At 66.3% G+C, this 25368-nt stretch carries 24 protein-coding genes, 1 tRNA gene and 1 pseudogene; 14 read left to right on the forward strand and 12 right to left on the reverse strand.

The genetic code is table 11. The annotated features are described in order from the left end of the window. Nucleotides 1-159: 159 nt before the first annotated feature. The 5 genes and pseudogenes from AC5Y5O_RS15225 to AC5Y5O_RS15245 all read left to right on the forward strand — a co-directional run bounded on the left by AC5Y5O_RS15225 (nt 160) and on the right by AC5Y5O_RS15245 (nt 5475). Nucleotides 160-447 carry a hypothetical protein gene (locus AC5Y5O_RS15225; RefSeq protein ID WP_096289383.1) on the forward strand — a complete coding sequence of 96 codons (288 nt, stop codon included), beginning with the start codon at nt 160-162 and terminating at the stop codon, nt 445-447. A gap of 346 nt (nt 448-793) precedes the next feature. Next, nucleotides 794-1366, forward strand: a pseudogene (locus tag AC5Y5O_RS15230) (PPE family protein); the annotation flags it as partial. Between the two features lie 1519 nt (nt 1367-2885). Continuing rightward, on the forward strand, nt 2886-3518 hold the full coding sequence (locus AC5Y5O_RS15235) for a hypothetical protein (protein ID WP_133160873.1): 633 nt from the start codon (nt 2886-2888) through the stop codon (nt 3516-3518). 75 nt (nt 3519-3593) lie between these two features. Then, nucleotides 3594-4283: a cutinase family protein gene (locus AC5Y5O_RS15240; RefSeq protein WP_500025663.1), complete on the forward strand. Its 690-nt coding sequence runs from the start codon at nt 3594-3596 to the stop codon at nt 4281-4283. A 46-nt stretch (nt 4284-4329) separates the two neighbouring features. Further along, nucleotides 4330-5475 (forward strand): LmeA family phospholipid-binding protein, encoded by a 1146-nt coding sequence (locus AC5Y5O_RS15245; RefSeq protein ID WP_500025664.1) that lies wholly within the window; start codon nt 4330-4332, stop codon nt 5473-5475. A gap of 41 nt (nt 5476-5516) precedes the next feature. Here AC5Y5O_RS15245 and AC5Y5O_RS15250 read toward each other — a convergent pair whose 3' ends face one another. Together AC5Y5O_RS15250 and AC5Y5O_RS15255 are read right to left on the reverse strand one after the other, a co-directional pair. Next, complete coding sequence (locus tag AC5Y5O_RS15250) at nt 5517-5786, reverse strand: YdeI/OmpD-associated family protein (protein ID WP_096289393.1); 270 nt, start codon at nt 5784-5786, stop codon at nt 5517-5519. A gap of 19 nt (nt 5787-5805) precedes the next feature. Continuing rightward, on the reverse strand, nt 5806-6048 hold the full coding sequence (locus tag AC5Y5O_RS15255; protein ID WP_096289395.1) for a hypothetical protein: 243 nt from the start codon (nt 6046-6048) through the stop codon (nt 5806-5808). Between the two features lie 141 nt (nt 6049-6189). Here AC5Y5O_RS15255 and AC5Y5O_RS15260 point away from each other — a divergent pair, with 141 nt between their 5' ends. After that, nucleotides 6190-6960: an enoyl-CoA hydratase gene (locus tag AC5Y5O_RS15260; RefSeq protein WP_500025665.1), complete on the forward strand. Its 771-nt coding sequence runs from the start codon at nt 6190-6192 to the stop codon at nt 6958-6960. 3 nt (nt 6961-6963) lie between these two features. Here AC5Y5O_RS15260 and AC5Y5O_RS15265 read toward each other — a convergent pair whose 3' ends face one another. Together AC5Y5O_RS15265 and AC5Y5O_RS15270 are read right to left on the reverse strand one after the other, a co-directional pair. After that, the gene (locus tag AC5Y5O_RS15265; RefSeq protein WP_096289399.1) at nt 6964-7863 is read right to left on the reverse strand and encodes a bile acid:sodium symporter family protein; all 900 of its coding nucleotides are present in this window, start codon (nt 7861-7863) and stop codon (nt 6964-6966) included. 187 nt (nt 7864-8050) lie between these two features. After that, nucleotides 8051-8386: a hypothetical protein gene (locus tag AC5Y5O_RS15270; protein WP_133160874.1), complete on the reverse strand. Its 336-nt coding sequence runs from the start codon at nt 8384-8386 to the stop codon at nt 8051-8053. Between the two features lie 446 nt (nt 8387-8832). On the opposite strand from AC5Y5O_RS15270, the gene AC5Y5O_RS15275 reads away from it, so the two are divergent. Then, nucleotides 8833-9117, forward strand: a complete 285-nt coding sequence (locus AC5Y5O_RS15275) for an Mtp family mycobacterial-type pilin (protein WP_096289403.1) — start codon at nt 8833-8835, stop codon at nt 9115-9117. Between the two features lie 7 nt (nt 9118-9124). On the opposite strand, the gene AC5Y5O_RS15280 is transcribed toward AC5Y5O_RS15275, so the two are convergent. The 5 genes from AC5Y5O_RS15280 to AC5Y5O_RS15300 are packed head-to-tail and all read right to left on the reverse strand — an operon-like array spanning nt 9125 to nt 15193. Then, nucleotides 9125-9940, reverse strand: coding sequence for an HpcH/HpaI aldolase/citrate lyase family protein (locus AC5Y5O_RS15280; RefSeq protein WP_500025666.1), 816 nt, complete (start codon nt 9938-9940; stop codon nt 9125-9127). Continuing rightward, entirely contained in the window at nt 9937-10446 is a 510-nt protein-coding gene (locus AC5Y5O_RS15285) for a MaoC family dehydratase (protein ID WP_423790912.1), read from the reverse strand. Before AC5Y5O_RS15285 ends, AC5Y5O_RS15280 begins: the two co-directional genes overlap by 4 nt. Then, nucleotides 10443-11609, reverse strand: a complete 1167-nt coding sequence (locus AC5Y5O_RS15290; RefSeq protein WP_500025667.1) for an acyl-CoA dehydrogenase family protein — start codon at nt 11607-11609, stop codon at nt 10443-10445. The genes AC5Y5O_RS15285 and AC5Y5O_RS15290 overlap by 4 nt, the downstream gene beginning before the upstream one ends. A 6-nt stretch (nt 11610-11615) precedes the next feature. Next, on the reverse strand, nt 11616-13601 hold the full coding sequence (locus AC5Y5O_RS15295; RefSeq protein WP_500025668.1) for an acetyl/propionyl/methylcrotonyl-CoA carboxylase subunit alpha: 1986 nt from the start codon (nt 13599-13601) through the stop codon (nt 11616-11618). Between the two features lie 5 nt (nt 13602-13606). Next, nucleotides 13607-15193, reverse strand: a complete 1587-nt coding sequence (locus AC5Y5O_RS15300; protein ID WP_500025669.1) for a carboxyl transferase domain-containing protein — start codon at nt 15191-15193, stop codon at nt 13607-13609. A 98-nt stretch (nt 15194-15291) separates the two neighbouring features. Between AC5Y5O_RS15300 and AC5Y5O_RS15305 the strand changes: the two genes are divergently transcribed. The 3 genes from AC5Y5O_RS15305 (at nt 15292) to AC5Y5O_RS15315 (ending at nt 17025) form a co-directional block, all read left to right on the forward strand. Continuing rightward, nucleotides 15292-15447 carry a hypothetical protein gene (locus AC5Y5O_RS15305; RefSeq protein WP_500025670.1) on the forward strand — a complete coding sequence of 52 codons (156 nt, stop codon included), beginning with the start codon at nt 15292-15294 and terminating at the stop codon, nt 15445-15447. 68 nt (nt 15448-15515) lie between these two features. Continuing rightward, entirely contained in the window at nt 15516-16160 is a 645-nt protein-coding gene (locus tag AC5Y5O_RS15310; RefSeq protein ID WP_096289408.1) for an SACE_7040 family transcriptional regulator, read from the forward strand. Nucleotides 16161-16227: 67 nt separating this feature from the next. Further along, nucleotides 16228-17025 carry an MmpS family transport accessory protein gene (locus AC5Y5O_RS15315; protein ID WP_096289409.1) on the forward strand — a complete coding sequence of 266 codons (798 nt, stop codon included), beginning with the start codon at nt 16228-16230 and terminating at the stop codon, nt 17023-17025. On the opposite strand, the gene AC5Y5O_RS15320 is transcribed toward AC5Y5O_RS15315, so the two are convergent. Then, nucleotides 17022-18371, reverse strand: coding sequence for an MFS transporter (locus AC5Y5O_RS15320; protein ID WP_096289410.1), 1350 nt, complete (start codon nt 18369-18371; stop codon nt 17022-17024). The two genes, AC5Y5O_RS15315 and AC5Y5O_RS15320, sit on opposite strands and share 4 nt — an antisense overlap. A 100-nt stretch (nt 18372-18471) precedes the next feature. On the opposite strand from AC5Y5O_RS15320, the gene cmrA reads away from it, so the two are divergent. Beyond that, on the forward strand, nt 18472-19278 hold the full coding sequence (gene cmrA / locus AC5Y5O_RS15325; protein ID WP_500025671.1) for a mycolate reductase: 807 nt from the start codon (nt 18472-18474) through the stop codon (nt 19276-19278). Between the two features lie 188 nt (nt 19279-19466). On the opposite strand, the gene AC5Y5O_RS15330 is transcribed toward cmrA, so the two are convergent. Then, nucleotides 19467-21023 carry a helicase HerA-like domain-containing protein gene (locus AC5Y5O_RS15330; protein ID WP_096289412.1) on the reverse strand — a complete coding sequence of 519 codons (1557 nt, stop codon included), beginning with the start codon at nt 21021-21023 and terminating at the stop codon, nt 19467-19469. 95 nt (nt 21024-21118) lie between these two features. Here AC5Y5O_RS15330 and orn point away from each other — a divergent pair, with 95 nt between their 5' ends. From orn to AC5Y5O_RS15345, 3 genes are all read left to right on the forward strand, one after another. Next, nucleotides 21119-21766, forward strand: a complete 648-nt coding sequence (orn, locus tag AC5Y5O_RS15335) for an oligoribonuclease (RefSeq protein WP_096289413.1) — start codon at nt 21119-21121, stop codon at nt 21764-21766. A 34-nt stretch (nt 21767-21800) separates the two neighbouring features. Further along, nucleotides 21801-21876: transfer RNA gene (locus AC5Y5O_RS15340), tRNA-His, on the forward strand. A gap of 476 nt (nt 21877-22352) precedes the next feature. After that, nucleotides 22353-24014: a cyclic nucleotide-binding domain-containing protein gene (locus tag AC5Y5O_RS15345; RefSeq protein WP_500025672.1), complete on the forward strand. Its 1662-nt coding sequence runs from the start codon at nt 22353-22355 to the stop codon at nt 24012-24014. Between the two features lie 5 nt (nt 24015-24019). Here AC5Y5O_RS15345 and AC5Y5O_RS15350 read toward each other — a convergent pair whose 3' ends face one another. After that, on the reverse strand, nt 24020-25216 hold the full coding sequence (locus AC5Y5O_RS15350; protein WP_165796439.1) for a L,D-transpeptidase: 1197 nt from the start codon (nt 25214-25216) through the stop codon (nt 24020-24022). Nucleotides 25217-25368: the final 152 nt, after the last annotated feature.

The raw sequence follows: 25368 nt of genomic DNA on the forward strand, positions 1-25368 counted from the left end.
CGGCGCTCAGGTCGACATTTTGCAGCCGATCCGCACCCGTCCGCCGGGCCCGCGGCGACGAATAACTTCTCGGCGCCGGTTCGGGGGCGCACCTATTCCGCGACCGCACCACCAGCGTCTGCCGGTTCACGCGGTCACGAAGTCGACAGGACTTGGTCAGTGACTTTTGACGCTTTCGCCTACGAGTTCCAACTCCTCGGCGACATCTACGTGCTGCATGAAATCGGTTCCAAACGGATTCACCTGATCGGATCCCCTCAGGAAATAGCGCAGGCCCTGAGCCTCCCGCCGCACCGAGGTGCCGTACGCAGCAGACTTCTCGAGGTGTTCGACACCGCCGACCAGCTGAGGGGTGCCGCGACCCACCTGGAGAAGCAAGCGCCGCTGCCGGACGGACCGGCCATCGCCAAGATGTTTCGGAGGGTCGCGGATAGCCTGGTCGCCTGACCGTCGACGGTTTGCTGCCAGCCAATGCTCGGACGCGCGCAGCGGTCGTTGAGAACCGGGTATTCGGGCAAAAAATCTGAGTGCTGGACCGCAATGTGCAGGTGGGCGATGCTTGGCCTGCACTCGCGGGCGCGGCGGGCCTGAAGCCAGGAGGACGGCAAAGGCACATGGCCACGAAAGAGCCAGCAACCGCGTCGTTTTCACGCGCCGGCGGCACGGTTCGCGACCGACCTTAAGCGTTAACAATTCTGTTACTCGCGGTTTCTCTGAGCCGCTATAAATTGCAAGATTCCCGAGTACGCTCCTGCTGACAAATCAGCGCGCTTAACCCCTCAAAGCGAATGACATGCCGGATTTTGCTCTTTTGCCGCCGGAGATAAACTCCGGCCTGATGTACACGGGCCCCGGTTCGGGGCCGCTGCTCGCTGCCGCCGCGAGCTGGGACGTGGTGGCCGGGCAATTGGAGTCGACTGCCGGCGGCTGGTCTTCGGCGGTCTCGGGTCTGACCCTGACCTGGTTTGGCCCGTCGTCGATGCGGATGGCCGCGGCAGCCGCCCCTTACCTGGCGTGGCTACACGCCACTGCCGCCCAGGCCGCGCAAACCTCGGCGCGGGCGTATGCGGCGGTGGCTTCCTACGAAGCCGCGTACGCGATGACGGTGCCCCCGCCGGTGATCGCGGCCAACCGTACGCTGCTGATGGCGTTGATCGCGACCAACTTTTTCGGGCAGAACACCCCGGCGATCGCGGCCTGCGAAGCCCAGTACATGGCGATGTGGGCTCAGGACGCCGCCGCGATGTACGGCTACGCCGCAGCCGCCGAATCCGCCGGCACGCTGCAACCGTTCGACGAGCCGCCACAGACCACTAAGTCCGACCGTCAGCTCGACCAGGCTCGCGCGCAGGCCCAACGCGGCGGCCGGGGCGGGAACTGGTGGAATCACTGCGGCGACGGCACCCACGAGACCAGCCCGACCACCATCGGGCCCGGCGCCGCCAACACCGCCGGCTCCGAGGGCGCGACGGTCGTCGTCAACGAGGGCACCGTCACGATCGGCCCGGGCTCGACCTTCACCGCCACCCAAGGTTCGGTCACCGCCGGCGCCGACGGCGCCGTTCTCACCTACCCCGAGTTCAAGCCGATCATCCTCGGGCCCTTCGAATCTGCGTCCTTCCCCCGCTTCATCGGCACCAACATCACCGTCTCCTCCGGCTCCGTCACCGTCGGCCCCGGTTCCACGGTCACCCTCGGCCCCAGCGGTTCGCTGACCGGTGGCCTTCAGGGCGCCACAGTTACCGTCACCTCTGGCACCATCACCCCGGTCGCGCCGGTGACACCGGCAACCACCGCGACGCCGGCCGCGGCGGCCCCGGCGGCGACCACAACATCAACAGCCCCGGCGACATCGACGTCGGCGACGACGTCCTCATCGACGGCTGGGACAACGTCGTCATCGGGGACGACGTCGGGGACGACGTCCGGGACGACGGCGGCGCCCGCGGAGCAGGTCCCGGGGGTCCAGCCGCAGTCAGTGCCGGCCGCTCAGCCACAGGCGGTGCTGCAGGCGGCACCGGCGTTGGCGCCGCCACAGGCCGTACCGGGGATAACTGGGCCGCTCGTAGTTCCCGGGGGTGCGGGCGGCGGCGTGGTGCCGGCGATGCCGGCGGCCCCCCTGGGGGATCCGATGCAATTCGTGACGGACGTGCACCAGCCTGCGGGGGCTGCGCCGGACCTGGCCCTCGGGGACCAGGTGGGCTGGCAGCCGTTCGTGCACACCGATCGGGTTGCGCTGACTTCGGGTGCGACGCTATTGGGCGCCGGGGGCGGCGGCGGCCTCACCGCATTCGTCAACACCAAACCCACATTTTATCGCGGCGAAACTGTCGTAACCAAAATTCAGCATGAAGCTTTGGTGCGCGATGCGTCGCTTCGATTCGCGAAAAGCTTGGATATGGTACAGGCCGGGATTAGTTCGTTGTCGACGTTGAATTTATCCGCCGGCCTTGACGAATTAGTGTCGGCAAATGACGCTGTCAGAAACCTCTTCGGGCAGGTACAAGCCGGCGCGGCCGCGCCAACCGCCGATCAGGCGCTCAAACTCCTCGCGGGCGCAGCGGAATCGACTACCACACTTGACCAAATCGCAACCGCCACCTTCAGCGCGGCGCTGGGCGCGGCACCTCAAATGGCTGATCTGAACAGCCTGATGACCGAAATGAAGTTCATAATGCCTCGCGATGTTTTGCTAAAAGCTCAATACGCCGCGATCGCAACGCTTTTTGCGGCCCATGTTTCCGAAGCCGATACACCGACCAGCAACTGGAGCCAGGTCTCGAGTGCAGCCGTCGCGGACTTTATCGACGCGGTACGAAGCGATTTCGGTTTGGACCCAATGGCGTCGAGCTAAAATTCTCAAGGGATAGGATTCGCATATGCACATGGATCAAGCTGTACTCACTTCGCTTGCGACGTTGCTTGGCGCCGGCGTTGGCGGCTTTACGACGTTCATGTCATCCAAAGCCGCGTTTCACCGAGGCGAAACCCTGGAGACCAAGCGGCAGCACGACTCTTTGATGCGCGATGTGTCGGTTCGCTTCGTGAAAACTTTGGACATCGTGCAGGGCGAGGTTAGTTCGTCGAAGTTCAAGGGATTATCTGCGGAATTCGATGAGCTGGTGTCGTCCAATCAAGAGGTCAAGCACCTCGTCGAGCAGGGAACCGGCGGCGCGGCCACGGCCACAGCGTCTCCCGCCCTCGAGCTGCTCTCGCACGCAACGGAACCGACTCCCTCCATCGCTGAGCAAATTGCGGCCCCCACGTTCCGCGCGGCACTCGTCGCGACGCCTTCAATGGTTGACTTGAACAGCGTTATGGCGGAAATGAAGTTGATAATGCCCAACGACATTCTGCAAAAAGCCCAATACGCCGCGATCCTCACGCTTTTTGCGGCCCTTATCTCCGAGGTCGGCGCACCGTCGAATAACTGGAACCAGGCCTCGAGCGCGGCCGTCAGTGACTTTGTCGAGGCCGTACGAACCGATTTCGGTCTCGACCCGATCGCGTTGACCTAAGACGCCCGCAGGGAGTCGACCAGCCGCTCGATTACCGCGCCCCGAAGCGCGTCCGCGATGTGTCAGCATGGGAACGTGAACGCACGCCGGTTCGCTTACGCGCTGGGTGCCGCAATGGTGACGACCTGGGCCGCGCTGAACGCACCCCAGGTGATCGCCCCCGCATCCGCCGTCACCTGCCCCGACATCGAAGTGACCTTCGCACGCGCCACCAACGAGGCACCCGGTGTCGGCGTGGTCGGCCAGCAGTTCATCGATGCACTGCGCCCGCAGGTCGGCGGCCGGTCCCTCCGGGTGTATGCCGTCAACTACCCCGCCGGCGAGGATTTCGCTCCGTCGGCATCCGCCGGCGGCAGCGATGTACACGCTCACGTTCAGTCGATGGTCGCGACCTGTCCCGGCACCAAGCTCGTGCTCGGCGGATATTCCCTGGGTGCCATGGCGATCGACGAGGCCACCATCGCCCGCGCACCGATTGCCGGCTTGATCCCCGACATCCTGACGGCCGACCAGGCCGACCACGTTGCGGCGCTCGCCTTGTTCGGCAATCCCTCGGACCGGTACCTCGGAGCGCCGGTCAGCGAGGTCAGCCCCTGGTACGGCGCGAAGGCCGTTGACCTGTGCGCTGCCGGCGACCCGGTGTGCACGCCGGGCGGGGCGCTGGCGCTACCGACACACGACGAACTGTTCTCGCCAGCGCACCTGTCGTACGCGCAGTCCGGAATGCCCAGTCAGGCCGCGACTTTCGTGGCACACCAGCTCTGACACCGCGCCTTTCCCTTCGCGTCGCCGATGAGGCACAATCGCGCTGGTGACGACTCCGCGAGGACCCTCGGGCGGCGAACCGCCGGAACGGGCTCGTCCGCCCATACCGGGCGGACCCGCCAATCGACCGGCGCCCCAGCGGCCTCAGGTTCCCGGCCCGCCGTCGGAATCAGAAACTCGCCGCATCCCCCTGCGCGACGTTCCGCAAGATCCACCCACCGTGCACGCCGCGCGGCCGCTGCCACCAACTCAGGGTCAGCCCCCACGGGGTGGGCCACCGCGGCCACCGGGCCCGCCGCCGCAGGGGCGGCCGCCGCAACCGCCGGGGCTTCCGCCGAATGTCCGGGCGCAACAACCCGGCCCGCCGCCCCCTCAGCCCGCTCCGCCACCCCAGCAGGAAGCTGCCACCACCAGACTGCCCACATTCACGCCGCCAGAAGACGCACCGCCGGCCAAGAGGCGGGGGTTGCCGCGCAGGCGGAAGTGGTCTCTTGCCGCGATCCTCGGCGTGGTGGCCGCCGCCCTGATCGGCGGCGAGTTGTATGCCCGGCACGAGGCCAGCAGCAGGGTGGCAAACGCGGTGCAATGCGAGGTCCAAGACAGCGCAGCTGTCTCCTTCGCCACCGCGCCGCCGGTGCTCTGGCAATACCTCACCAAGCACTACCCCGACATCGCCGTCCAGACCGCGGGTAACCAGGTCCGCAGCGTCAAGGGCATGAAGGTGAGCATCGACATCCGCAATATCCGGCTGAACCAGGCGAACAACTCCGCGGGCACGATCGAGTCCTTGAAGGGCACCATCACCTGGTCCACAGATGGCATCAAGCAGTCGATCCAGGACGCCATCCCGACGATTGGCAGCCTTGTCACGGGCGAGGTGACCACCAACCCCGGTGATGGCACCGTCTCGCTGAAAGGCCTGCTGGACAGTGCCACGGTCAAACCGCAGATCGTGAACAACGGGTTATCGCTACAGGTGGTCAGCCTGACCGCACTGGGCTCCACGATGTCGACCGATAGCGTGCAGAAGAGCCTGGACGAGCTCACTTCGAAAGCCAACAACTACCCGTTGGGCATACACGCCGACAACGTCAAGGTGACCGATAGCGGTGTCGAGGCGAGTTTCTCGACGAACAACGCCACTATTCCGGCCGGTGGCGGCAGCCAGGACAGCTGTTTCGCCAACTTCTGACCGCAATAGGCAAAGCCGTTGGCGGACAGCCAGTTTCAAGATTATGGTCGGCCGGTGCGTTCGCGGTGCTTGCAGCCCGGCCAGCAGCAGGGTCGGCGCTGGCCTTCTTCCAGCTCCTCCTGGGTACGGCGAATGCGGCGCTCCCGGGTCGCCTGTTGCTTGGCGTCCTCGACCCAGCAGATGAACTCGTTGCGCGCCAGGGGCGTGATGTCGCGCCACGCCGCTAGTGCGGTCGAGTTCGCGGTCAATGCCTCGCGCAGATCCGCGGGCAGCTTGTGCACCACCCCACCGGGCACCTGGTTGCCGCTCACCCGGCCAGATTAGCGACGATCACGACCCCGGGGTGTACTGCCACACCAGTCCGTGATTCCCGTTCGCCATCCGCTCGCACTGCATCATGTGTCCGTCCGCGTCGCGCATCGTCGCGTACCGCAGGGAACACTGCTGATCGTGCAGCGGCGGGTTGGCGTGTGCGACACCGAGACCGAGCGCGAGTAAACCCAGCACTATCGCCGCGAAGACCGCCCAGCGGATCGCCTGGGATTTGGTGCTGATGATCGTCGTAGTGCTCATGGATACCCCCTCGTCGTGGTGCCGCTCACTGGTGTTTCCAGGATCGGCAGCCAGGCTTGCGGGATCCTCTACGAATTCTTGAAGCGGCGGCCCCAAGTACCCTTTAGCTCGCCGATGACGTCGCCGACCGGAGGTGCCCCGATGGCCCAGTCCGATTCCGTCCTGTTCAGCGTGGCCAATCGCGTCGCACTGATCACCGTCAACGACCCCGACCGGCGCAACGCGCTGACCGGCGAGAGCTCAGCCCAGCTGCGCGCCGCGGTCGAGCGGGCCGAAGCCGATCCGGAGGTGCACGCGATCGTGGTCACCGGGGCGGGCAAGGCGTTTTGCGCCGGCGCGGACCTGGGTGCCCTGGGCGCCGCGGGCGCCGGAGCCGCGGAATCGGGACTGCAGCAGCTGTATGACGGCTTCATGGCCCTGAGCAGTTGCACGCTGCCGACCATCGCCGCGGTGAACGGCCCCGCGGTCGGTGCGGGCCTGAACCTGGCCCTGGCCGCCGACGTGCGCATCGCCGGGCCCGGCGCCCTGTTCGATCCCCGATTCCAGAAGCTGGGGTTGCACCCCGGCGGCGGTGCGACCTGGATGCTGCAGCGGGCGGTGGGCCCGCAAGTCGCCCGCGCGGCCCTGCTGTTCGGCATGCGCTTCGACGCCGAATCCGCCGTGCGGCACGGGTTGGCGCTCAGCGTCGCCGACGATCCCGTCGCTGCGGCATTGAAGCTTGCCGCCGGGCCCGCGTCCGCTCCGCGCCAGGTGGTGCTGGCGACCAAGGCCAGCATGCGTGCCACTGCTAGTCCGGGATCGCTGGACAACGACGACCACGAATTCGCGATGCGCACCGAACTGGGGCCGCAGGTGTCGTCGATCCAGTCGCCGGAGTTCGCCGACCGGCTCGCCGCTGCCCAGCGTAGGTAAGTCTTAAGCCGCGGGTTCGCTCGCGAGGGTCTCGGGCTGCGCCTTCACGCGAAACGCGGGGTCCAGCAGGCGTACCGCCCCGATGAACGTCAGGGCCATCAGCGGCGAGAGAGCGCCGTAAATCGCCACCGGCGTTGCCATTTCGACGCTGTTGAGCAGTTGCGGGCTGAGCGCCACGCCGAGGGCCACCACGGTGTTGTGCAGACCGATCTCCAGGCTGATCGCAATGGCCTGCGGCGGACCCAGGCGCATCAACCGCGGCACCAGATAGCCGACGGTGAGGCTGACCGCGCAGAAGGACACGACCGCCGCGCTCACCACACCGAAGTTGTGCAACAGCGTCGTCTCGCCTTGGGCGATCGCCCCGCCGATCGCGACGATCAGCAGCAGTACCGCGACGACCTTGACAGGCGTTTTCAATCGACGCGCCAGCTCGGGGAAGCGGTGGCGTATCGCAATACCGATCGCGGTGGGGATGAGCACCAGCGCGAACACCGTGACGAACTTGTCCAGCTGTAGCGGGATGAAGCGTCCCTCGCCGAGAAACCAGGTCATCGATGCGGCCAGGATGGCCGGAAGGGCCACGATCGACAGCGCGGCGTTGATCGCGGCCAGGGTCAGGTTGAGCGCCAGGTCCCCGTTGAACAGGTGACTGACGATATTCGCCATCGTCCCGCCGGGCGTGGCGGCCATCAGCATCAGGCCGACCGCCAGATGTGGCTCCAGATGGAAGGCTTCGGCGATCAGCAGGCACAGACTCGGCAGCAGCAGGGACTGGCAGATCAGCGCCACCGCCAGCGGTCGCCGCATCGTGGCGGCCCGCTTGAAGTCGTCCACGGTCAGGGTCAGCCCGAGGGCGAGCATGACCACCGCGATGACCAACGGAAAGTACTGGTTGCCCATAACACTCCACGGTGTCGTTGCGCGGGAGCCGTCGGTTTGAACGGCGCAATTAGTTAGCTTGCCTTAGACAGCAGCTATCCGCGCGGCAGGCAACCCCCTGATCGCGGGCGTCCCCCGGGTGCATCGTGCGGTGATAGCTCAGATCCCCTGAAACCCAAGGGTTTCAGGGGATCTGAGCGTCGAAATGTCAGGAAGCCGACTTGATCGCGATCTGGTCGACCTGCGTGTACCCGGGCGGGTTGCCGCAGGCTCCCGTCACGTAGGTGTGTGCGGCCGTGCCGGTCAGCGTGTTGGGATCCCACACTGTGTGAGTGGTCGTGCCGTAGAGGGTGTAACCACCGCCCACGCAATTGACGTTGCTCATCGTGTCCATGACCCATTGACCATCGACCAACGTTGCCTGGCTGGCCCCGAGCCCGGCCTTGATCCAGAGGCATCCATTTCCGCAAGAGTTGATCGTCCAGCTGTTGTCTATGCTGTGGCCGCCTGGCGTCGTCACGGTCTCGGTGTAGCTGCCACTCATGGTCGGTGTGTCAGCCCACGCTGTGCCGGCTGAACCGACAGCGAAACCGGCGCAAATAGCGATTGCGGCGAAGCCCCGCGCGATGGTCATCATTCGTTCCTTCCGTGGACCTAAACTTAATGCAGCAAGCAACTGACATGTGCTGGATCAAAGATTACGACAGATTTGCCGGCTCGGCGTTCGCGAATGTTTCTGCTCTTTTGCAATCTCGTTAAGACACCGAAGGTGCCGCATTAGCGAGTTCCCTACGGCCAAAGATCTTGACAACAGCGGAAACAACGCCGTTACACGGGCGACACATGTTGAGGCCCCCGCATTCCGTCAGCGCCCTATTTGACGATGTAGCCCGCGTCGACGGGGAGTGAGATGCCGGTGATCCGGTGACGATGTAGCAACGGCCGTTGAGTTTGGGATCGGTAGCGCACCGCGTGTTGTGAACTATCCCCATGATCGCCACTCGGAACCGGATCGTCGCGGCGGCATTGCTGAGCAGCGGTGTCGCGGCGGCCGGATTCGGCTTGGCCGCGGGAACTGCTCAGGCACAGCCGAGTCCCGCGCCGCAGGTGTATTGGTGCCCCAACCAACCGTGGAATCCGGCGTGGGGCGAGAACAAGTATTGGAACCAGTGCTGGGACACCGAGCATCCGCCGACGTACCCGCCGCCACCGCCGTCCAAGCAGCCGAATTTCAATTGCGGCTTGTTCTGGTGCCCGGTACCGCCGCACCCGTGAGTGCCGGCTAGGCGGAATCTCCGGCTCGCCGGACCAGGGCCGCCGCGTGCTTGAGCACCGGCGAATCGACCATCTGCCCTTCGAAAGCGAACACCCCGCGCTCGCCGCGCGCCGCCGCCAAGACCCGGCGCGCCCAGTCCAGCTTCTCTTCAGTGGGCCGAAAGGCCTTGCGCACCACCGGAATCTGCGTCGGGTGAATGCACACGGTTCCGGCGAAGCCCAGCGCCACCGCGTCTTGTGCCTCGGCGCGTAAGCCGTCTAGGTCGCCGATGTCCAGGTGCACCGCGTCGAGCACGGCCAGCCCGAACGCCGACGCCGTCAGCAACGCCGTCGACCGCACGTGACGGGCGACATCGCGGTAGGTGCCGTCGGCCGTGCGACTGGAGCTGCCGCCCAGCGCAGCGACCAGATCCTCGGCACCCCACATCAGCGCCACCGTGCCCGGCGCCGCGGCGATCTCTCTGGCGAACACCGCACCACGTGGGGTTTCCAGCAGCGCGATCACCTCGAGTGGCGCCAGCGCGGTCACCTGTTCCGCCGATTCGGTCTTGGACAGCATCACCGTCGTATACGGCGTCGGCTTCAGGGCCTCGAGATCGCGAGAGTGTTCGTCGGTGTCGGCGGCGTTGATCCGCACCACGGTGCGCTCGGGGTCCAGCGGGGTGTCCTGCAACGCCTTGCGGGCGGCCGGCTTGTCGGCCTGCGCCACGCCGTCCTCGAGGTCGAGGATCACCACGTCGGCCGCCGCGGCAGCCTTGGCGAAACGCTCCGGACGGTCGGCCGGGCAGAACAGCCACCCGGGGCCGGCTGCGGCTAGATTCATCGAGGCTCCTCGTCGGCTGGTCGCTTTTGCACCAGGGTCTTGCGGACAGCGCGAGCGACCACGTCGCCGTCCTGATTACGTCCGGTGTGTTCGAGGCTCACGATGCCCTCGCCCGGGCGGCTCTTCGATTCACGCTTGTCGGTGCACACGGTTTCGGCGTACAAGGTGTCGCCGTGGAAGAGCGGTTTAGGGAACGACACCTCCGAGAAGCCGAGGTTGGCCACGATGGTGCCCAGCGTCAGCTGAGTGACCGACAGGCCCACCAGTGTCGACAGGGTGAACATCGAGTTCACCAGCCGCTCACCGCGAAAGCCGGGTTGCTCGGCGGCCCATGCCGCGTCGAGGTGCAGCGGCTGGGTGTTCATGGTCAGCGTGGTGAACAGCACATTGTCCGCCTCGGTGACGGTACGTCCGGGGCGGTGCAGGTAGGTGGTGCCGATCTCGAATTCCTCAAACCACAAGCCGCGCTGGACAACCGACTTGCCCACTCGGTCCGGCAAGCTCACGACAGCCCCAGCGATCGCGCGATGAGCATGAGTTGCACCTCGGTGGTGCCCTCACCGATCTCGAGGATCTTGCTGTCGCGGTAGTGACGCGCCACGGGATATTCGTTCATGAAGCCGTATCCGCCGTGAATCTGGGTTGCGTCGCGCGCGTTGTCCATTGCGGCCTCCGACGCGATCATCTTGGCGATCGCCGCCTCCTTTTTAAATGGCTTGCCCGCCAACATCTTTGCAGCCGCATCGTAATAGGCCGTGCGGGCGACGTGGGCACGCGCCTCCATCCGGGCGATTTTGAAGCTGATCGCCTGATAGGAGCCGATCGGCTGGCCGAACGACTGTCGCTCCTTGGAGTACTTGACGCTCTCGTCGACACAGCCCTGCGCCGCACCGGTGGCCAGTGCGGCGATCGCGATTCGGCCTTCGTCGAGGATCGACAGGAAGCCGGCGTACCCCCGGCCGCGGGCGCCCAGCAGATTCTCTTCCGGAACGCGAGCGTCTTCGAAAGTCAGCGGATGGGTGTCTGAGGCGTTCCAGCCGACCTTGCTGTAGAACGGTTCGACGGTGAATCCCGGTGTGCCGTTGGGCACGATGATCGTCGAGATCTCCTTCTTGTCGTCGGCAAGCGTGCCGGTGACTGCGGTGACGGTGACCAGCGAGGTGATGTCGGTACCCGAATTCGTGATGAACTGCTTGGAGCCGTTGATCACCCACTCGCCGTCGTCGAGTTTGGCTGTGGTGCGAGTACCCCCCGCGTCCGAACCCGCGCCGGGCTCGGTCAGCCCGAAACCGGCCAGCGCGCGGCCGGCCACCAGGTCGGGTAGCCACTTTTGCTTCTGGTCGTCAGTGCCGAATCGAAAGATGGGCATGGCCCCAAGGCCCACCCCGGCCTCCAGCGTGATCGCCACCGATTGGTCGACCTTGCCGAGTTCCTCGAGTGCGAGCGAGAGCGCGAAGTAGTCGCCGCCCATCCCGCCGTACTCTTCGGGAAACGGCAGCCCGAACAGGCCCATCTCCCCCATCTTGGCGACGACCTCGTACGGAAAGCTGTGCTCCTCATCGTGTTTGGCCGACACGGGAGCAACCACGGTCCGCGCGAAGTCGGCGACGGTGGCGCGAAGGTCTTCGTATTCCTTGGGTAAGGTCCCCGCGGTAATCGTTGTCGTCATGATCTTTCAATCCTTTTTCTCTTCGGAGTCTGGGACCAGGCGGGCCAGCACCTGGTCAACCGTCACCTGATCGCCGACCGACACCAGCAGCTCGACGCGTCCCGAAACCGGTGCGGCCAACGAGTGTTCCATCTTCATCGCCTCGACGACCACCACCACGTCGCCTTCGGACACCGCGGCGCCGGAGTCGACCTGCACGGCGATCACACTGCCGGGCATGGGGCTGAGCACCTCCGCCTGCCGGGTGTCGGACGCGCGGTGAATCTTGGTTTCCTGCGCCTCGCGCAGATGCCAGGTGCCACGCTCGTCGGCGATCCACAGATGCCGGTCGGCCTCGGCCCACCGGTACTCGCGGCGCAGCCCGTCCAGCGTCGCACTCATGCTGCGGCGCTCGACTTCCACACTGGCCGAATGGGTTTCGCCGTCACCGACCTGTACCGTGGCGGCACTCGGCAGACCGGACACCGAGACCGTCTCGGTACGCAGCGCCGTGTGCATCGCGGTGCGCACGGGGGCGGCCTCGGCGCCAACACGCCAACCCGAGGGCTGCGCCCACACATTGTCCCGCGCGCGTTGGGCCAGTACCCACTGGCGGTAGAGACCACCGGCCGCGAGCACGTCGTCGGGCGCCGGCAGCGGCGCGAAGTCCGGCAGCCGTTCCTCGAGCAGTGCGGTGTCCAGGTCGCCGGCTTGCACCCGGTCGTCGGCCAGCAGGAAGCGCAGGAATTCGATATTGGTCTGCACGCCCAGAATCGTCGTCCGCGCCAGCGCCCGGTCGAGTTCGGCCAGCGCCTTGGCGCGATCGTTGCCGTGAGCGATCACTTTGCTCAGCATCGGGTCGTAGTCGCTGCCGACCACCGTGCCGGGTAGCAGCGAAGAATCCACTCGCACAGCGGGTCCCGACGGCTCGAAGACGTCGTGCACCCGCCCGCCGGTGGGCAGGAAGCCGCGGCCGGGATCCTCGGCGTACACCCGCGCCTCGATCGCGTGTCCGTTCAGCTCGATGTCCTCCTGGCCGAAGGTGAGCTTTTCGCCGGCGCCCACCCGCAGCTGCCACTCGACCAGATCGAGCCCGGTGATCGCCTCGGTGACCGGGTGTTCGACCTGCAGCCGGGTGTTCATCTCCATGAAGAAGAACTCGTCGGGTTGCTCGGCAGAGACGATGAACTCAACCGTGCCGGCTCCGATGTAGTCGACGCTGCGGGCGGTGTTGCAGGCCGCGGTCCCGATCCGCGCGCGGGTCTGCGAATCCAGCAACGGCGAGGGCGCCTCTTCGATGACCTTCTGATGACGCCGCTGCAGGCTGCATTCCCGTTCGCCGAGATGCACCACGTTGCCATGGCCGTCGGCGAGAACCTGCACCTCGATATGCCTGGGCCGCAACACGAATCGCTCCAGGAAGAGCGTGTCGTCGCCGAACGACGACGCGGCCTCCCGGCGCGCGCCGACCAGCGCCTCGGGCAGCCGGGCCGGGTCTTCCACCAGCCGCATGCCCTTACCTCCGCCACCGGCCGACGGCTTGATCAACACCGGATAGCCGATCTCGGCAGCCGCGGCGACCAGCTCGTCGTCGGTCAGTCCCGATTTCGCCACCCCGGGCACCACCGGAACGTCGAAAGCGGCGACCGCGTTCTTGGCGGTGATCTTGTCGCCCATCACCTCGATCGCACGGGCCGGCGGCCCCAGGAACACCACCTCGGCGCGCTCGCACGCGGCAGCGAAATGAGCGTTCTCGGAAAGGAATCCATAACCCGGGTGGATCGCCCGAGCGCCGGTGCGGGCCGCGGCATCGAGCACCTTGCCGATGTCGAGGTAGCTTTCGCGCGCCGGCGCCGGCCCCAGCCGCACCGCCGCATCGGCTTCTTGCACGTGCCGCGCCTGCGCATCGGGATCGCTGTAGACGGCCACCGACCGGATGCCGAGCCGACGCAAGGTCCGGATCACCCGCACCGCGATCTCGCCGCGGTTGGCCACTAAGACGGTGTCGAACACTGCACTCACATCCGGAAGACGCCGTAGGAGACCGGTTCCAGTGGCGCCTGCGCGCACACCGAAAGGGCAAGCCCGACATACATTCTCGTATCGGCTGGGTCGATGATGCCATCGTCCCAGAGCCGGGCCGTCGAGTAGTACGGGTTGCCCTGGTCCTCGTACTGGACACGGATCGGCGCCTTGAATGTTTCTTCGTCGTCTGGCGTCCACGGCTTACCTGACGCGCTGAGCTGTTCGCCGCGCACCGTGGCCAGCACGGAGGCCGCCTGCTCGCCACCCATCACCGAGATCCGGGCGTTGGGCCACATCCAGAGAAAACGGGGCGAATACGCCCGCCCGCACATCGAATAGTTGCCCGCGCCATAGGATCCGCCGATCACGACGGTCAGTTTGGGCACCCGGGCACAAGCCACCGCGGTGACCATCTTGGCGCCGTGCTTGGCGATGCCGCCGGCCTCGTAGTCGCGGCCCACCATGAAGCCGGCGATGTTCTGCAGGAACAGCAGCGGAATCTTGCGCTTGTCGCACAGCTCGATGAAATGCGCTCCCTTGAGCGCGGATTCGCTGAACAACACCCCATTGTTGGCGATGATCCCGACCGGGTGGCCGTGGATTCGCGCGAATCCGGTCACCAGCGTCTTGCCGTATTTCGCCTTGAATTCGCTGAATTCGCTGCCGTCGACCAGCCGCAGGATCACCTCGTGCACGTCGTAGGGCACCCGCGGATCCGGCGGGACGACGTCGTAAAGCTCGGTCTGCGCGTGTTTGGACTCGACCGTGGGCAACACCTCCCACGGGCTAGGCTGGCGCGGGCCGAACGTGGCCGCGATCGCGCGCACGATGCGCAGCGCATGCTCGTCGTCGTCGGCGAGATGGTCGGTGACTCCGGAGACCCGCGAATGCAGGTCGCCGCCGCCGAGGTCTTCGGCCGAAACGATTTCTCCGGTAGCGGCTTTCACCAATGGCGGGCCGCCGAGGAAGATCGTGCCCTGCTCGCGGACGATGACCGCCTCGTCGCTCATCGCCGGCACGTAGGCGCCGCCCGCCGTGCACGAACCGAGCACCGCGGCGACCTGCGGAATTTCCTTCGCGCTCATCGTCGCCTGGTTGTAGAAGATGCGCCCGAAATGCTCGCGGTCGGGGAACACCTCGTCTTGACGGGGCAAAAAGGCGCCGCCGGAGTCGACCAGGTAGATGCACGGCAGTCGATTCTGCAACGCGACTTCCTGAGCGCGCAGGTGCTTCTTGACGGTGATCGGGTAGTAGGTGCCGCCCTTGACGGTCGCGTCGTTGGCGACGATGACACACTCGCGCTCCGACACCCGCCCGATGCCGGTGATGATCCCGGCCCCGGGGGATTCGTCGTCGTACATCCCGTTGGCGGCCAACGGGGTCAGCTCGAGAAAGGGGCTACCGGGATCGAGTAGCCGGTCCACTCGTTCGCGCGGCAGCAACTTGCCACGACTGACGTGACGTTCCCGCGCACGCTCATTGCCGCCCAACGCCGCGGCCGCCAGTTTGGTGTTCAACTCATCGACCAGCCGACGGTGCTCGTCGGCGAACGACGGTGCGGTCGTAACCGACACAGTCACGACAGGCCTCCTCGCCGTCACGCGACTTTCAGTTAATGATCATTAACTCGGCGCCGAGAATACCACCGGGTGTGCTACCCCGTCCAGGGACAGCCACCTTGACGCTGCAACAGAAATCGCGCGCAGATCCGATGGAAAGCGAACGGCTCTACTGGGACCGGGCCGCGGTGCTGCGCCAGCTCGGCCTGATCGACCAGAGGCTGCCGGTGGCTGACGTCACCGAGGTGTCGGGGTACCTGCGAACACTGAGTTAATCACCAATAACTCGTGCTACGTTAGCGACGATTAACCGAAACTTCCGGATGTACGCGGGAGGTCCGTCATGACAGCGTCCACCCCGGACACCCCGCCCGGTCAATGCGAAGCGCCAAATCGACGCAGCCAGTTGAAATCCGACCGGCGGCTGCAACTCCTGGCCGCTGCCGAGCGACTCTTTGCCGAGCGCGGATTTCTTGCGGTGCGTCTGGAAGACATCGGCGCCGCCACCGGGGTCAGCGGCCCGGCGATTTACCGCCACTTCCCCAACAAGGAGTCGATGCTGGTCGAGTTGCTGGTCGGCATCAGCGCCCGACTGCTCGCCGGGGCACGCGAAGTGACCGCCCGCAGCACCGACGCGGCCCGCGCGCTGGAAGGGCTGATCGATTTTCACCTCGACTTCGCATTCGGCGAGCCCGACCTGATCCGCATCCAGGATCGCGACCTGGCACACCTGCCCGCGGCCGCGCAGCGCCAGGTGCGCAAGGCGCAGCGGCAGTATGTAGAGGTATGGGTCGGCGTGCTGCGCGAGCTGGACCCCGCGCTGGCCGAAGCCGATGCGCGGCTGGCGGCGCACGCGGTGTTCGGCTTGCTGAACTCGACGCCGCACAGCATCAAAACCGCGGAGAAGCCGGCCCGCGGAACGCGGTCGCGCGCCGTCATGCGGGCCATGACGATCGCCGCGCTGGCGGCCGGGGGCCACGTCGGCTGATTGGCGTCATCGAGAGATTCCACGCCCAGCCGCTCGGCTTAGGTACCCTGCAATCTGTGAGGTGGACATGAACGATCCACGTCGACCCGACCGGTTTGGTCCCCCTCAGGCGGGATCCGAACCGACCGGGCCGATTGGCCCGCGAAACGCGCCGCTCGCTGATCCGGCCTACGCCGACCAAGCGCCGTACGCGCCTGCCTACGGTGGGTATGCGCCGCAGTGGGCGCCGAGCGTGAACGAGACCAACACGACCCGACGCCTGCCGGCGTACTGGCAGCAGGACCAGGACCAGCCGCCGGGCGGGATGCCTCCCGGGGGCGACCCGCCCCCGCCGCCGGAAGGCCCGCGATCGCCGCGCTGGTTGTTGATCGGCGCCGGCGCCGCGGTGTTGTTGGTGGTCGCGCTGTTGATCGCGCTGGTCCTGACCAATGGCGCGCTGAAGACCCAGACCGCCGTGCCACCGTTGCCCGCCATGCCCACGTCGAGTGCGCAAAGCCCGACGCCTCGCACGTCGACCCGGGCTTCGCCGCCGCTGCAGACGCTGCTGCCGGTGCCGCCGCCCAGCGGCTCGGCCGGACCGGCGCCCACTCCGGGTGCGATGCAAAACGTGGTCTACACCGTCAGCGGCGAGGGCCGGGCCATCAGCATCACCTACTGGGACACCGGCGACGTCATCCAGACCGAGTTCAACGTCTCGCTGCCGTGGACCAAGCAGGTCAGTCTGTCGCAGTCGGCCGCGCATCCGGCCAGCGTCACGATCATCAACATCGGCCATAACGTCACCTGCTCGGTAACCGTGGACGGCGTTCAGGTGCGCCAGCGCCTCGGGGCCGGCATCACCGTCTGCGACGCCGCCGGACGCTAGGTCTGTTCGACCGGTTCGGCCACCGCGGTGTGGCGCGGCGGAACCCGGACCGCGATCATCGCGATCAGTCCGGCGATCAGCACCAGCGATATCCCGCCCAGCCCGGCGCGCACCGCGCCGAAGACGTCGACAAACACCGAGAACAGCCAGGGCGCCACGAACGCGACGGCCCGGCCCGTCATCGTGTACAGGCCGAACGCGACGCCTTCCCTGCCGTTGTGCGCCATCTGCAGCAACAGCGCACGCGCTGAGGACTGCGACGGCCCGATGAACAGGCACAGCGTCAGGCCGCACACCCAGAAGGCCACCGGACCGGAGAGCACCATCATGGTGAGCGCCGAGGCGACGATCGCGACCAGCGACGCGACGATGACCGGCTTGGACCCGATCCGGTGATCGACAAATCCCCCCGCGACGGCGCCGACGGCGGCGACGACGCTGGCCGCCACCCCGAAGATCAGCACGTTGGCCTGCGAGATGCCGTACACGTTGACCCCCAGCACGGCACCGAAGGCAAAAATCGCCGCAAGCCCGTCACGGAAGAGCGCGCTGGCGCCCAGAAAGTAGACCAGATTGCGGTCCCGGCGCCATTCCGCGGAGATCTCGGTCCACAGCTTGCGGTAGCCGCCCAGCATGGTCGTCGGCTGGTACACCTCCCCGCTGTCGGGCAGCCGGTGCGCGACCAGGAGCAACGGCAGCCCCAGCAGCGCCAGCCAGGCCGCGGCGGCCAGCATGGCCTCCCGGACGTAGAGCCCGTCGGCCACGGGCACCCGGAGCAGCCCCCGCACGGCATTGGGCCCGGAGCCGGAGCCGGCGATGAAGCCGGTGTAGATCAGCAATAGCAGCAGCACGCTGCCGAGGTAGCCCGACGCCCAGCCCAGACCGGAGATGCGGCCCGCCGTCCGCGGGGTCGAGAGCTGCCGCAACATCGCGTTGTACGGGACGCTGGCCAGGTCACCGCAGGCCGCCGTCGCGCCCAGCAGCACCAGCCCGGCCCACAGATAGGCGGGCCGGTCGTGGATCAGGAACATCGAGCAGGTCAGCGTCACCGCCAGGCCGGTCAACACGCTCAGTGCCACGCGCCGGCGATGCGGCGACTCCACCCACACACCGACCAGTGGCGCCAGCAGCGCGACCGTCACCCCGGCGAGTGCCCCCGCGCGGCCCAGCCAGCTCTCCGGTGTGGTCCTGCCGGGCAGCCCCTCGCCCACGCTGCTGGTCAGGTAGACGGAGAAGACGAATGTCGCCACGATCGCGTTCAGACCCGTTGACCCGCAGTCCCACAGCGCCCACGCCACCACCCGAGATCGCGCGACCTCGCCCACCCCCGGTTCCGGCTGCCCCATGCCCGGCACTCTATTTGTTAAGCCGAGAAGCCGCCGCGCACGGTTGCGGCCCGGTTGCAGCCGCTGTCGCACGGATGTGGCCGCTGTCTACGATTGGCCCATGCCAGTACCCGCTCCCAGCCCCGATGCGCGCGCCGTCGTCACCGGAGCTTCGCAAAACATCGGCGAAGCGCTGGCCACGGAATTGGCCGCGCGCGGGCACCACCTGATCGTCACCGCGCGACGCGAGGACAAACTCAACGACCTTGCCGCTCGGCTAGCCGAGAAGTACGGCGTCACCGTGGAAGTGCGGCCCGCTGACCTCGCCGACCCGGTGGAACGGGCCAAACTGTGCGACGAATTGGCGACGCGCAACATCTCCATCCTGTGTGCCAACGCGGGCACCGGAACGTTCGGTCCGCTCTGCGGCCTCGACCCGGCGGGCGAAAAGGCTCAGGTGCAACTGAATGCCGTAGCGGTGCATGACCTCACGTTGGCGGTACTGCCGGTGATGGTCGAGCGCGGCGCGGGCGGCATCTTGATTTCCGGTTCAGCGGCGGGCAATTCGCCGATTCCTTACAACGCGACCTATGCCGCCTCGAAGGCCTTCGTCAACACCTTCAGCGAGTCGTTGCGCGGCGAACTGCGGCGCTCGGGTGTGCACGTCACGCTGCTGGCGCCGGGCCCGGTGCGCACCGATCTGCCTCAGGACGCCGAGCGGTCACTGGTCGAACGGCTGGTGCCCGACTTCCTGTGGATCTCGACCGAGCACACCGCCCAGCTCTCGCTGGATGCGTTGGAGCGCAACAAGATGCGCGTCGTTCCGGGCCTGACCTCCAAGGCGATGTCGGTCGGCAGCGGATATGCCCCCCGCGCGATCGTCGCTCCGATCGCCGGCGCGTTCTACAAGAAGCTCGGCGGCGGCTGAGCCTAACCGTTCGCGAGCCTAACCTGGCTGCGAAAATCCGCTGACTAATTCGCAGTGGCGTTAGGCTCGCGGCCAGACCGGCGGGAGTCTGAGCGGGCGGGGCGGGTAACTCGAATCCACGAGCGTAAGCCCACTGCGACAATCCGGGCGTAATTTCGCAGCCTGCTTACGCTCGCGTGCGCTGAGGGCTATCTGCGGCGCCGGCCGGTGCCGAAGAGGTTCTTCACTACTTCGCGTATCGCGGTGTTGATGCCGCTTTTCACGGTCGGATTCTGCAGCACTTCCTCCCACCGGGCCGGCCCCTTAGGCTCCGCCGGCGCGGGCATCGGCGGGATGTCGTAGGGGTCCGGATACGACACCGGCGGGACTTGCGGAGGAGAAGCCTCCGTTGACGACGACGGAACCGATTGGCGCACTTGTGGTTCCGGCGGCTGCTGAACCGTCTGGCCGTACTTTGCTTGCAGCGGGCTGTCTTTCGCGGCCTTGGCGATCTCATCGGCGTCGATGGCGCCCATCAGCGACCGCGGAACCCGCATGCGCGTCCAGGCGACCGGCGTCGGAGCGCCCTTCTCGGACAGCACCGTGACGACGGCTTCACCGATACCCAGCGACGTCAACGCCGACTCCAGGTCGTAGACATCGGTTTTGGGATAGGTGCGTACGGTCTTGGACAGTGCCTTCTGGTCATCGGGGGTGAAGGCGCGCAGGGCGTGCTGAATTCGCGCACCCAACTGGGACAGCACGTCGTTGGGCAGATCGGTGGGCAACTGAGTGCAGAAGAAGACCCCGACGCCCTTGGAGCGGATCAGCTTGACGGTCTGCTCGACCTGGTCGAGGAACGCTTTGGACGCGTCGGTGAACAACAGATGCGCCTCGTCGAAAAAGAACACCAGCTTGGGCTTGTCAATGTCACCGACCTCGGGCAGTTCCTTGAACAGGTCGGCGAGTAACCACATCAAGAAGGTGGAGAAGATCACCGGGCGCAATGACTGACCGCTGAACTCGAGCAGCGAGATGGTGCCGTGGTTCTGGTTGTCGACGCGCAGCAGGTCGTGCGGATCGAGCTTCGGCTCGCCGAAGAAGGTGTCGCCACCCTCGCCTTCGAGGTTGACCAGGGAGCGCAGAATGACGCCGGCCGTCGTGGACGACACCCCGCCCAGAGATTTCAGGTCGGCCTTGCCCTCGTCGCTGGTCAGGTGACTGATCGCGTTGCGAAGTTGATCCAGGGTGATCAGCGGGCGGTTGTTCTCTTTTGCCCAGTGGAAAATCAGGCCGAGGGTCGACTCCTGAGTAGCGTTGAGCCCCAACACTTTTGACAACAACACCGGGCCGAAACTGGCGACGGTCGCGCGGATCGGCACGCCGAGCCCCTCGGTGCCCAACGACAAGAACTCCACCGGGAAGCCGGTCGCCACCCAATTGTCGCCGGTGTCTTTGGCGCGCGCCGCGGTCTTGTCGTTGGCCTCCCCCGGCCGCGACAGTCCCGACAGGTCGCCCTTCACGTCGGCCATCAACACCGGAACCCCGGCAGCGCTGAGCTGTTCGGCGATCAGCTGCAGCGTCTTGGTCTTACCGGTCCCGGTCGCCCCCGCCACCAGACCATGGCGGTTGACGGTGGCCAACGGGATGCGGATCTGCGCGCTCGGGTCCGCGGTGCCGTCGATGACGACGGTGCCCAACTCCAATGCCTGGCCTTCGACGGCGTAGCCGCCGGCGATCCGGCCGGCCGCCGATTCTGTGGTCATCGCGCCGCGCCCCTCTCGGGAGAAAAATGCAACGCCCAACACTACTTGCCAGGGGGCAACGGGGGCAGGGCTCACGTGGGAATACGCTGGGCGCTGTGCGCGACGAATTGGTGTGGATCGACTGCGAGATGACCGGGCTGGACGTGGGCGCGGACAAGTTGATAGAAATCGCGGCCCTGGTCACCGACGCCGATCTCAACATTCTCGGTGACGGGATCGACGTGGTGATCCACGCCGATGACGCCGCCCTCTCGTCGATGATCGACGTGGTCACCGACATGCACACCCGATCGGGGCTGATCAACGAGGTGCGGGCCTCGACCGTCGACCTGGCCACGGCCGAGGCGATGGTGCTCGAATACGTCGGCAAGCACGTCAAGACGGCCAAGACGGCGCCGCTGGCGGGCAATTCGATCGCCACCGATCGTTCCTTCATCGCTCGCGATATGCCGGCCCTGGACTCGTTTCTGCATTACCGGATGATCGACGTCAGCTCGATCAAGGAACTGTGCCGCCGCTGGTACCCCCGCGTGTACTACGGCCAGCCGGCCAAGGGGCTGGCCCACCGGGCGCTGGCCGACATCCGCGAGTCGATCCGCGAGCTGCAGTTCTACCGCCGCACCGCCTTCGTACCCCTTCCCGGGCCTTCTACCAGCGAAATCGCCGCGGTGGCCGCCGAGCTGCAGGGCACCGACGGCGCGGAACCGACAATTGATTCGGCCGTCGAGCCACCGAACCGCTAGTATCGACAGTCGCCGCTTCTCGCAAGCGGTCGTGGTGGGTGTAGTTCAGCTGGTAGAGCGTCAGGTTGTGATCCTGAATGTCGCGGGTTCGAGTCCCGTCACTCACCCCACAGGGTCAGAGGGCATTTCCGCCCTCTGACCTTTTTGCTTCTTCAGGCCGATCGCAAGCTCGGCGGCAGCGAAACCGCCACTCGTCGGGCGCCCATTCCGATGCCGGCTCGCGACCTATTGCATTGTGGCGCAATGACCTTGCGATGCGGGCCAGTCTTGTTGGCTGCCGGCGGCAAATCCCTACATCGGCCGGGGCCGGCATTTGCCAGCGCCCGCCTTTCCCGGCCTTTTATGGCGTACTATCAGCCCATTGCATAGGTTCGGAGTGGTCATGTCTGGTCTGAAGTACAAGGTCGTCCTCGCCCTGGTCCTCGCGTTCACGGCCCCGGCAGTATCGGGGTGCACGGCCACCCTCGTGTGCGACCCGCTCTTCACCTGCGCTTAGCGCTTTGGTTGTAATCCATTGCGTCGCAACTAATTAACACCGCGCCGCGAATCTCGAGCGGACGGGTCGGCCGAAAGATATGCTGACCGAATGGCCGAGGCTCCGGCACGAGCAAGTCGGTGGGCTGCGTTTCGCAATGCCCTTTCCAATGCCAATATCGCCAGAGCGGAATCATCGATCGCCGCCGGCGTCGTCGCCCATGTGGCCTGGGTATCGACGATGTTGGTGGTCACCTTCGACCTGCTGGGCCCGGTGGGGCCCGGCTGGTTTTTGATCGTTCGCCAGATCACCGGGGCGATCAGCGCTCCGGTGTATGCCGCCCTGGCGGGCCGGTTCCGGCGCGAGCGCGTCCTGGCCGGCTCGATCGTCGCCCGCGGAGTCGCAGTGGCGCTTGTGATTCCGCTGTTGGGATATCACACCGTGAGCGCACTGCTGTTTCTGGTGATCGCGCTGGAGGGGTTCACCCAGTCGGCCCCGAAGGCGCTGTACGACGCCCTGCTGCCTTGGTTGGCCGACTCACCGGCCCAGCTGGTCGCCGCAAATGCCGTTTCCGCGCTGCTCGAGACCTCCGGGGTGCTGGTGGGCGCGGGTGTGGCCGCGATCGCCTTGGGATCCTCCGGTCCTGCCGCCGCGCTGGTGACCATCGTGGTTTTCTGCGCGCTGGGAGCGTGGCCGCTTTTCACCATTCGCGGAGTCGACACCCGGGTGCGCAACGAGGGTTCCCGAATGGTCCACGAACTCGCCGGTGGCGTCGCCGTGCTGCGCAGTTCAACGAACGCCAGGGTCGTGGTCGCCGTCATGGCCGTCACCGCATCGCTGACCGGTACCGCGCAAAGCGTCGTCGCCAGCATCGCGAGTGACCTGTTGCATATCGGCGCGTCGGGGACCCCGGTGCTGATCGGGGCGGTCGGTATCGGCGGACTGGTCGGTGGTATCGCAAGTCTCTCGCTCGGCCGTCATTCGATGTCGCTGCCGATGGTCTTCGGGTTTCTGGCGTGCGTGGCGGTCTTGTTGGCCCTCGCGGTGACTTCGGCGGAGGCTCTGGCGATCCCCCTGCTGAGCGCCTTCGGCATCGGGATCGCCTACCAGATCGTGTGCGGGCGCACCCTGCTACAGCGCAGCGCGACCGGCCGGTCGCTGGACCTGCTCGCCGGAATCAACGCGGTGATCGCCGTCTCGGTCGTCGGCGTGGCCGGGTTGTGCGCGGCAGAGGTGAACGCCGCGATCGGAGTGCGCGCAACGCTGCGTGTCGCAGCGGGTTTGGCGCTGCTGGGTGCGACCTACGGCCTGTTGCGCGTGCTGCGGGTGGAACGGCGCGCGCCGGCGCAGCGCGAGGAATTGGACGCCATCAGGAGCGTGGCGGCTTTTCGGCCGTTGTCGGTCGCGGCCGCCGACCAGCTTGCGTCGTCGTTGATCGCCACCCATACCGCCGACGGCGATGTCGTTGTCCGGCAGGGTGAGTCCGCCGACGACATGTTCCTGATCGGTTCCGGCGTCTTCGAAGCCGTTGTCGACGATCAGCCGGTGCGAACGCTGCGCGATGGTGACCACTTCGGCGAGATCGCCCTGCTGTTCGACGTGCCGCGCACCGCCACGGTGCGATGCCTGCAGGCGGGCACGCTGTGGCGGCTGCGCCGGCAGGATTTCCTGCGCGCCATCACCGGAAATTCGACCACCCAGGACGCGATCAAAGCGATCGTCGACCAACGGCTCGAGCACGCCGGCAACCTCGGCCTCAAACCCACGGACTAGCCGCGTCAGGTGTTGGCGTTGCCGGCTTTCCACTGCGGCCAGGGGATGTTCCAGTCGCCCAGGCCCTCGGTACCGGGCAGCGTCGGCCCGACCGTGTTGACGACCTCGACGATGTCCCCGCTCTTGCTGTGGTCGTAGAACCACTCGGCGTTGCTCGGGCTGACGTTCAGGCAGCCGTGGCTGGTGTTGGTGTGGCCCTGCGCACCGACCGACCACGGCGCGGAGTGGACGAAGACGCCGCTGTAGGACATCTGCGTGGCCCAGTCGACTTCGGTGCGATATCCGTTGGGCGAGTTGACCGGAACGCCGTAGGTCGACGAGTCCATGATGATGTGCTTGTAGCGGCCGCCGATGATGTAGAAGCCGTTGGCGGTCGGGGTGCTGTCCTTGCCCATCGACGTCGGCATCGTTTTGACGACCTCACCGTTGACTCGGACGGTCACCATCTTGGTGTTGTCGTCGGCGGTCGAGATGACCTCGTCGCCGATCGTGAAGTGGGTCTTGACGTTGTCCTCGCCGAACATCCCGTCGCCCAGATCGACGCCGTAGGTGTTGACCGCGACGTCGACCGCGGTTCCCGACTTCCAGAAATGCTCTGGGCGCCAACGCACTTCGCGATTGTTCAGCCAGTAGAACGCGCCCTCGACGGGCGGGTTGGTGGTGATTTTGATCGCCTTCTGCGCGGCGGCGCGGTCGGCGATGTTCTCGTCGAACCGAATCGCCACCGGCTCACCGATGCCGACGACCTCGCCATCGCCCGGCGCGACGTACGGCATCGTCAGGTGTGCGGGCGAACTGGTCGAAAAGCTCATCTGGCGACTCGCCGCGCCGCCGAGCCCGGTCGCCTTGACGTTGAGCGTGTAGTGCCGGTTGTAGCCGAGCTGCTCGGTGGTGGACCAGCGCAGTCCATCCGGACTGAGTTGACCATTGATCGCCCGGCCGTTGTCGTTGACCATCGTGACCGACGCCAGCACACCGTCGGCAACGTTGACCGTGACCGGCGCGTCGACGGTGACGCCGACGGCGCCGTCCGACACCGAGGAGGTCAGCTTGGGGACCAGCAGGTCGGCAAACGGCGTGCCCTTGTCGAAGATGATCTTCGGCGGCGCGGCGGCGTGGTTGCCGCTACAGGCGACGCCGACCACGGCAAACATGACCATGGCGATAACCAGCCATGGTCGGTGTCTGCGCAAAGCCGTCATCAAGTGACCTTCCACATTCCTCGGTTATGTTCTGGTCACCGCTGACCGGAGAATACTTGCGAATATTCTAATGGGTTACGCCCCGTGCTCAGGGCAACTCAGCTGGTTTGTCCCGACCAGCGATCTTGAACAACAGCCCCGTGACTCTAAGT

Source organism: Mycobacterium sp. NGS40, assembly GCF_059812735.1.

Excerpts from the sequence above, each read along its gene's own strand:
- AC5Y5O_RS15315 (WP_096289409.1), top strand. The coding sequence starts at position 16,228 with ATGAACGATCCACGTCGACCCGACCGGTTTGGTCCCCCTCAGGCGGGA.
- AC5Y5O_RS15310 (WP_096289408.1), top strand. The coding sequence starts at position 15,516 with ATGACAGCGTCCACCCCGGACACCCCGCCCGGTCAATGCGAAGCGCCA.
- AC5Y5O_RS15290 (WP_500025667.1), bottom strand. The coding sequence starts at position 11,609 with ATGACGACAACGATTACCGCGGGGACCTTACCCAAGGAATACGAAGAC.
- AC5Y5O_RS15330 (WP_096289412.1), bottom strand. The coding sequence starts at position 21,023 with ATGACCACAGAATCGGCGGCCGGCCGGATCGCCGGCGGCTACGCCGTC.
- AC5Y5O_RS15280 (WP_500025666.1), bottom strand. The coding sequence starts at position 9,940 with ATGAATCTAGCCGCAGCCGGCCCCGGGTGGCTGTTCTGCCCGGCCGAC.
- cmrA (WP_500025671.1), top strand. The coding sequence starts at position 18,472 with ATGCCAGTACCCGCTCCCAGCCCCGATGCGCGCGCCGTCGTCACCGGA.
- AC5Y5O_RS15350 (WP_165796439.1), bottom strand. The coding sequence starts at position 25,216 with ATGACGGCTTTGCGCAGACACCGACCATGGCTGGTTATCGCCATGGTC.
- AC5Y5O_RS15255 (WP_096289395.1), bottom strand. The coding sequence starts at position 6,048 with ATGAGCACTACGACGATCATCAGCACCAAATCCCAGGCGATCCGCTGG.
- AC5Y5O_RS15275 (WP_096289403.1), top strand. The coding sequence starts at position 8,833 with ATGATCGCCACTCGGAACCGGATCGTCGCGGCGGCATTGCTGAGCAGC.
- AC5Y5O_RS15235 (WP_133160873.1), top strand. The coding sequence starts at position 2,886 with ATGGATCAAGCTGTACTCACTTCGCTTGCGACGTTGCTTGGCGCCGGC.
- AC5Y5O_RS15320 (WP_096289410.1), bottom strand. The coding sequence starts at position 18,371 with ATGGGGCAGCCGGAACCGGGGGTGGGCGAGGTCGCGCGATCTCGGGTG.
- AC5Y5O_RS15345 (WP_500025672.1), top strand. The coding sequence starts at position 22,353 with ATGGCCGAGGCTCCGGCACGAGCAAGTCGGTGGGCTGCGTTTCGCAAT.
- AC5Y5O_RS15265 (WP_096289399.1), bottom strand. The coding sequence starts at position 7,863 with ATGGGCAACCAGTACTTTCCGTTGGTCATCGCGGTGGTCATGCTCGCC.
- AC5Y5O_RS15270 (WP_133160874.1), bottom strand. The coding sequence starts at position 8,386 with ATGAGTGGCAGCTACACCGAGACCGTGACGACGCCAGGCGGCCACAGC.
- AC5Y5O_RS15260 (WP_500025665.1), top strand. The coding sequence starts at position 6,190 with ATGGCCCAGTCCGATTCCGTCCTGTTCAGCGTGGCCAATCGCGTCGCA.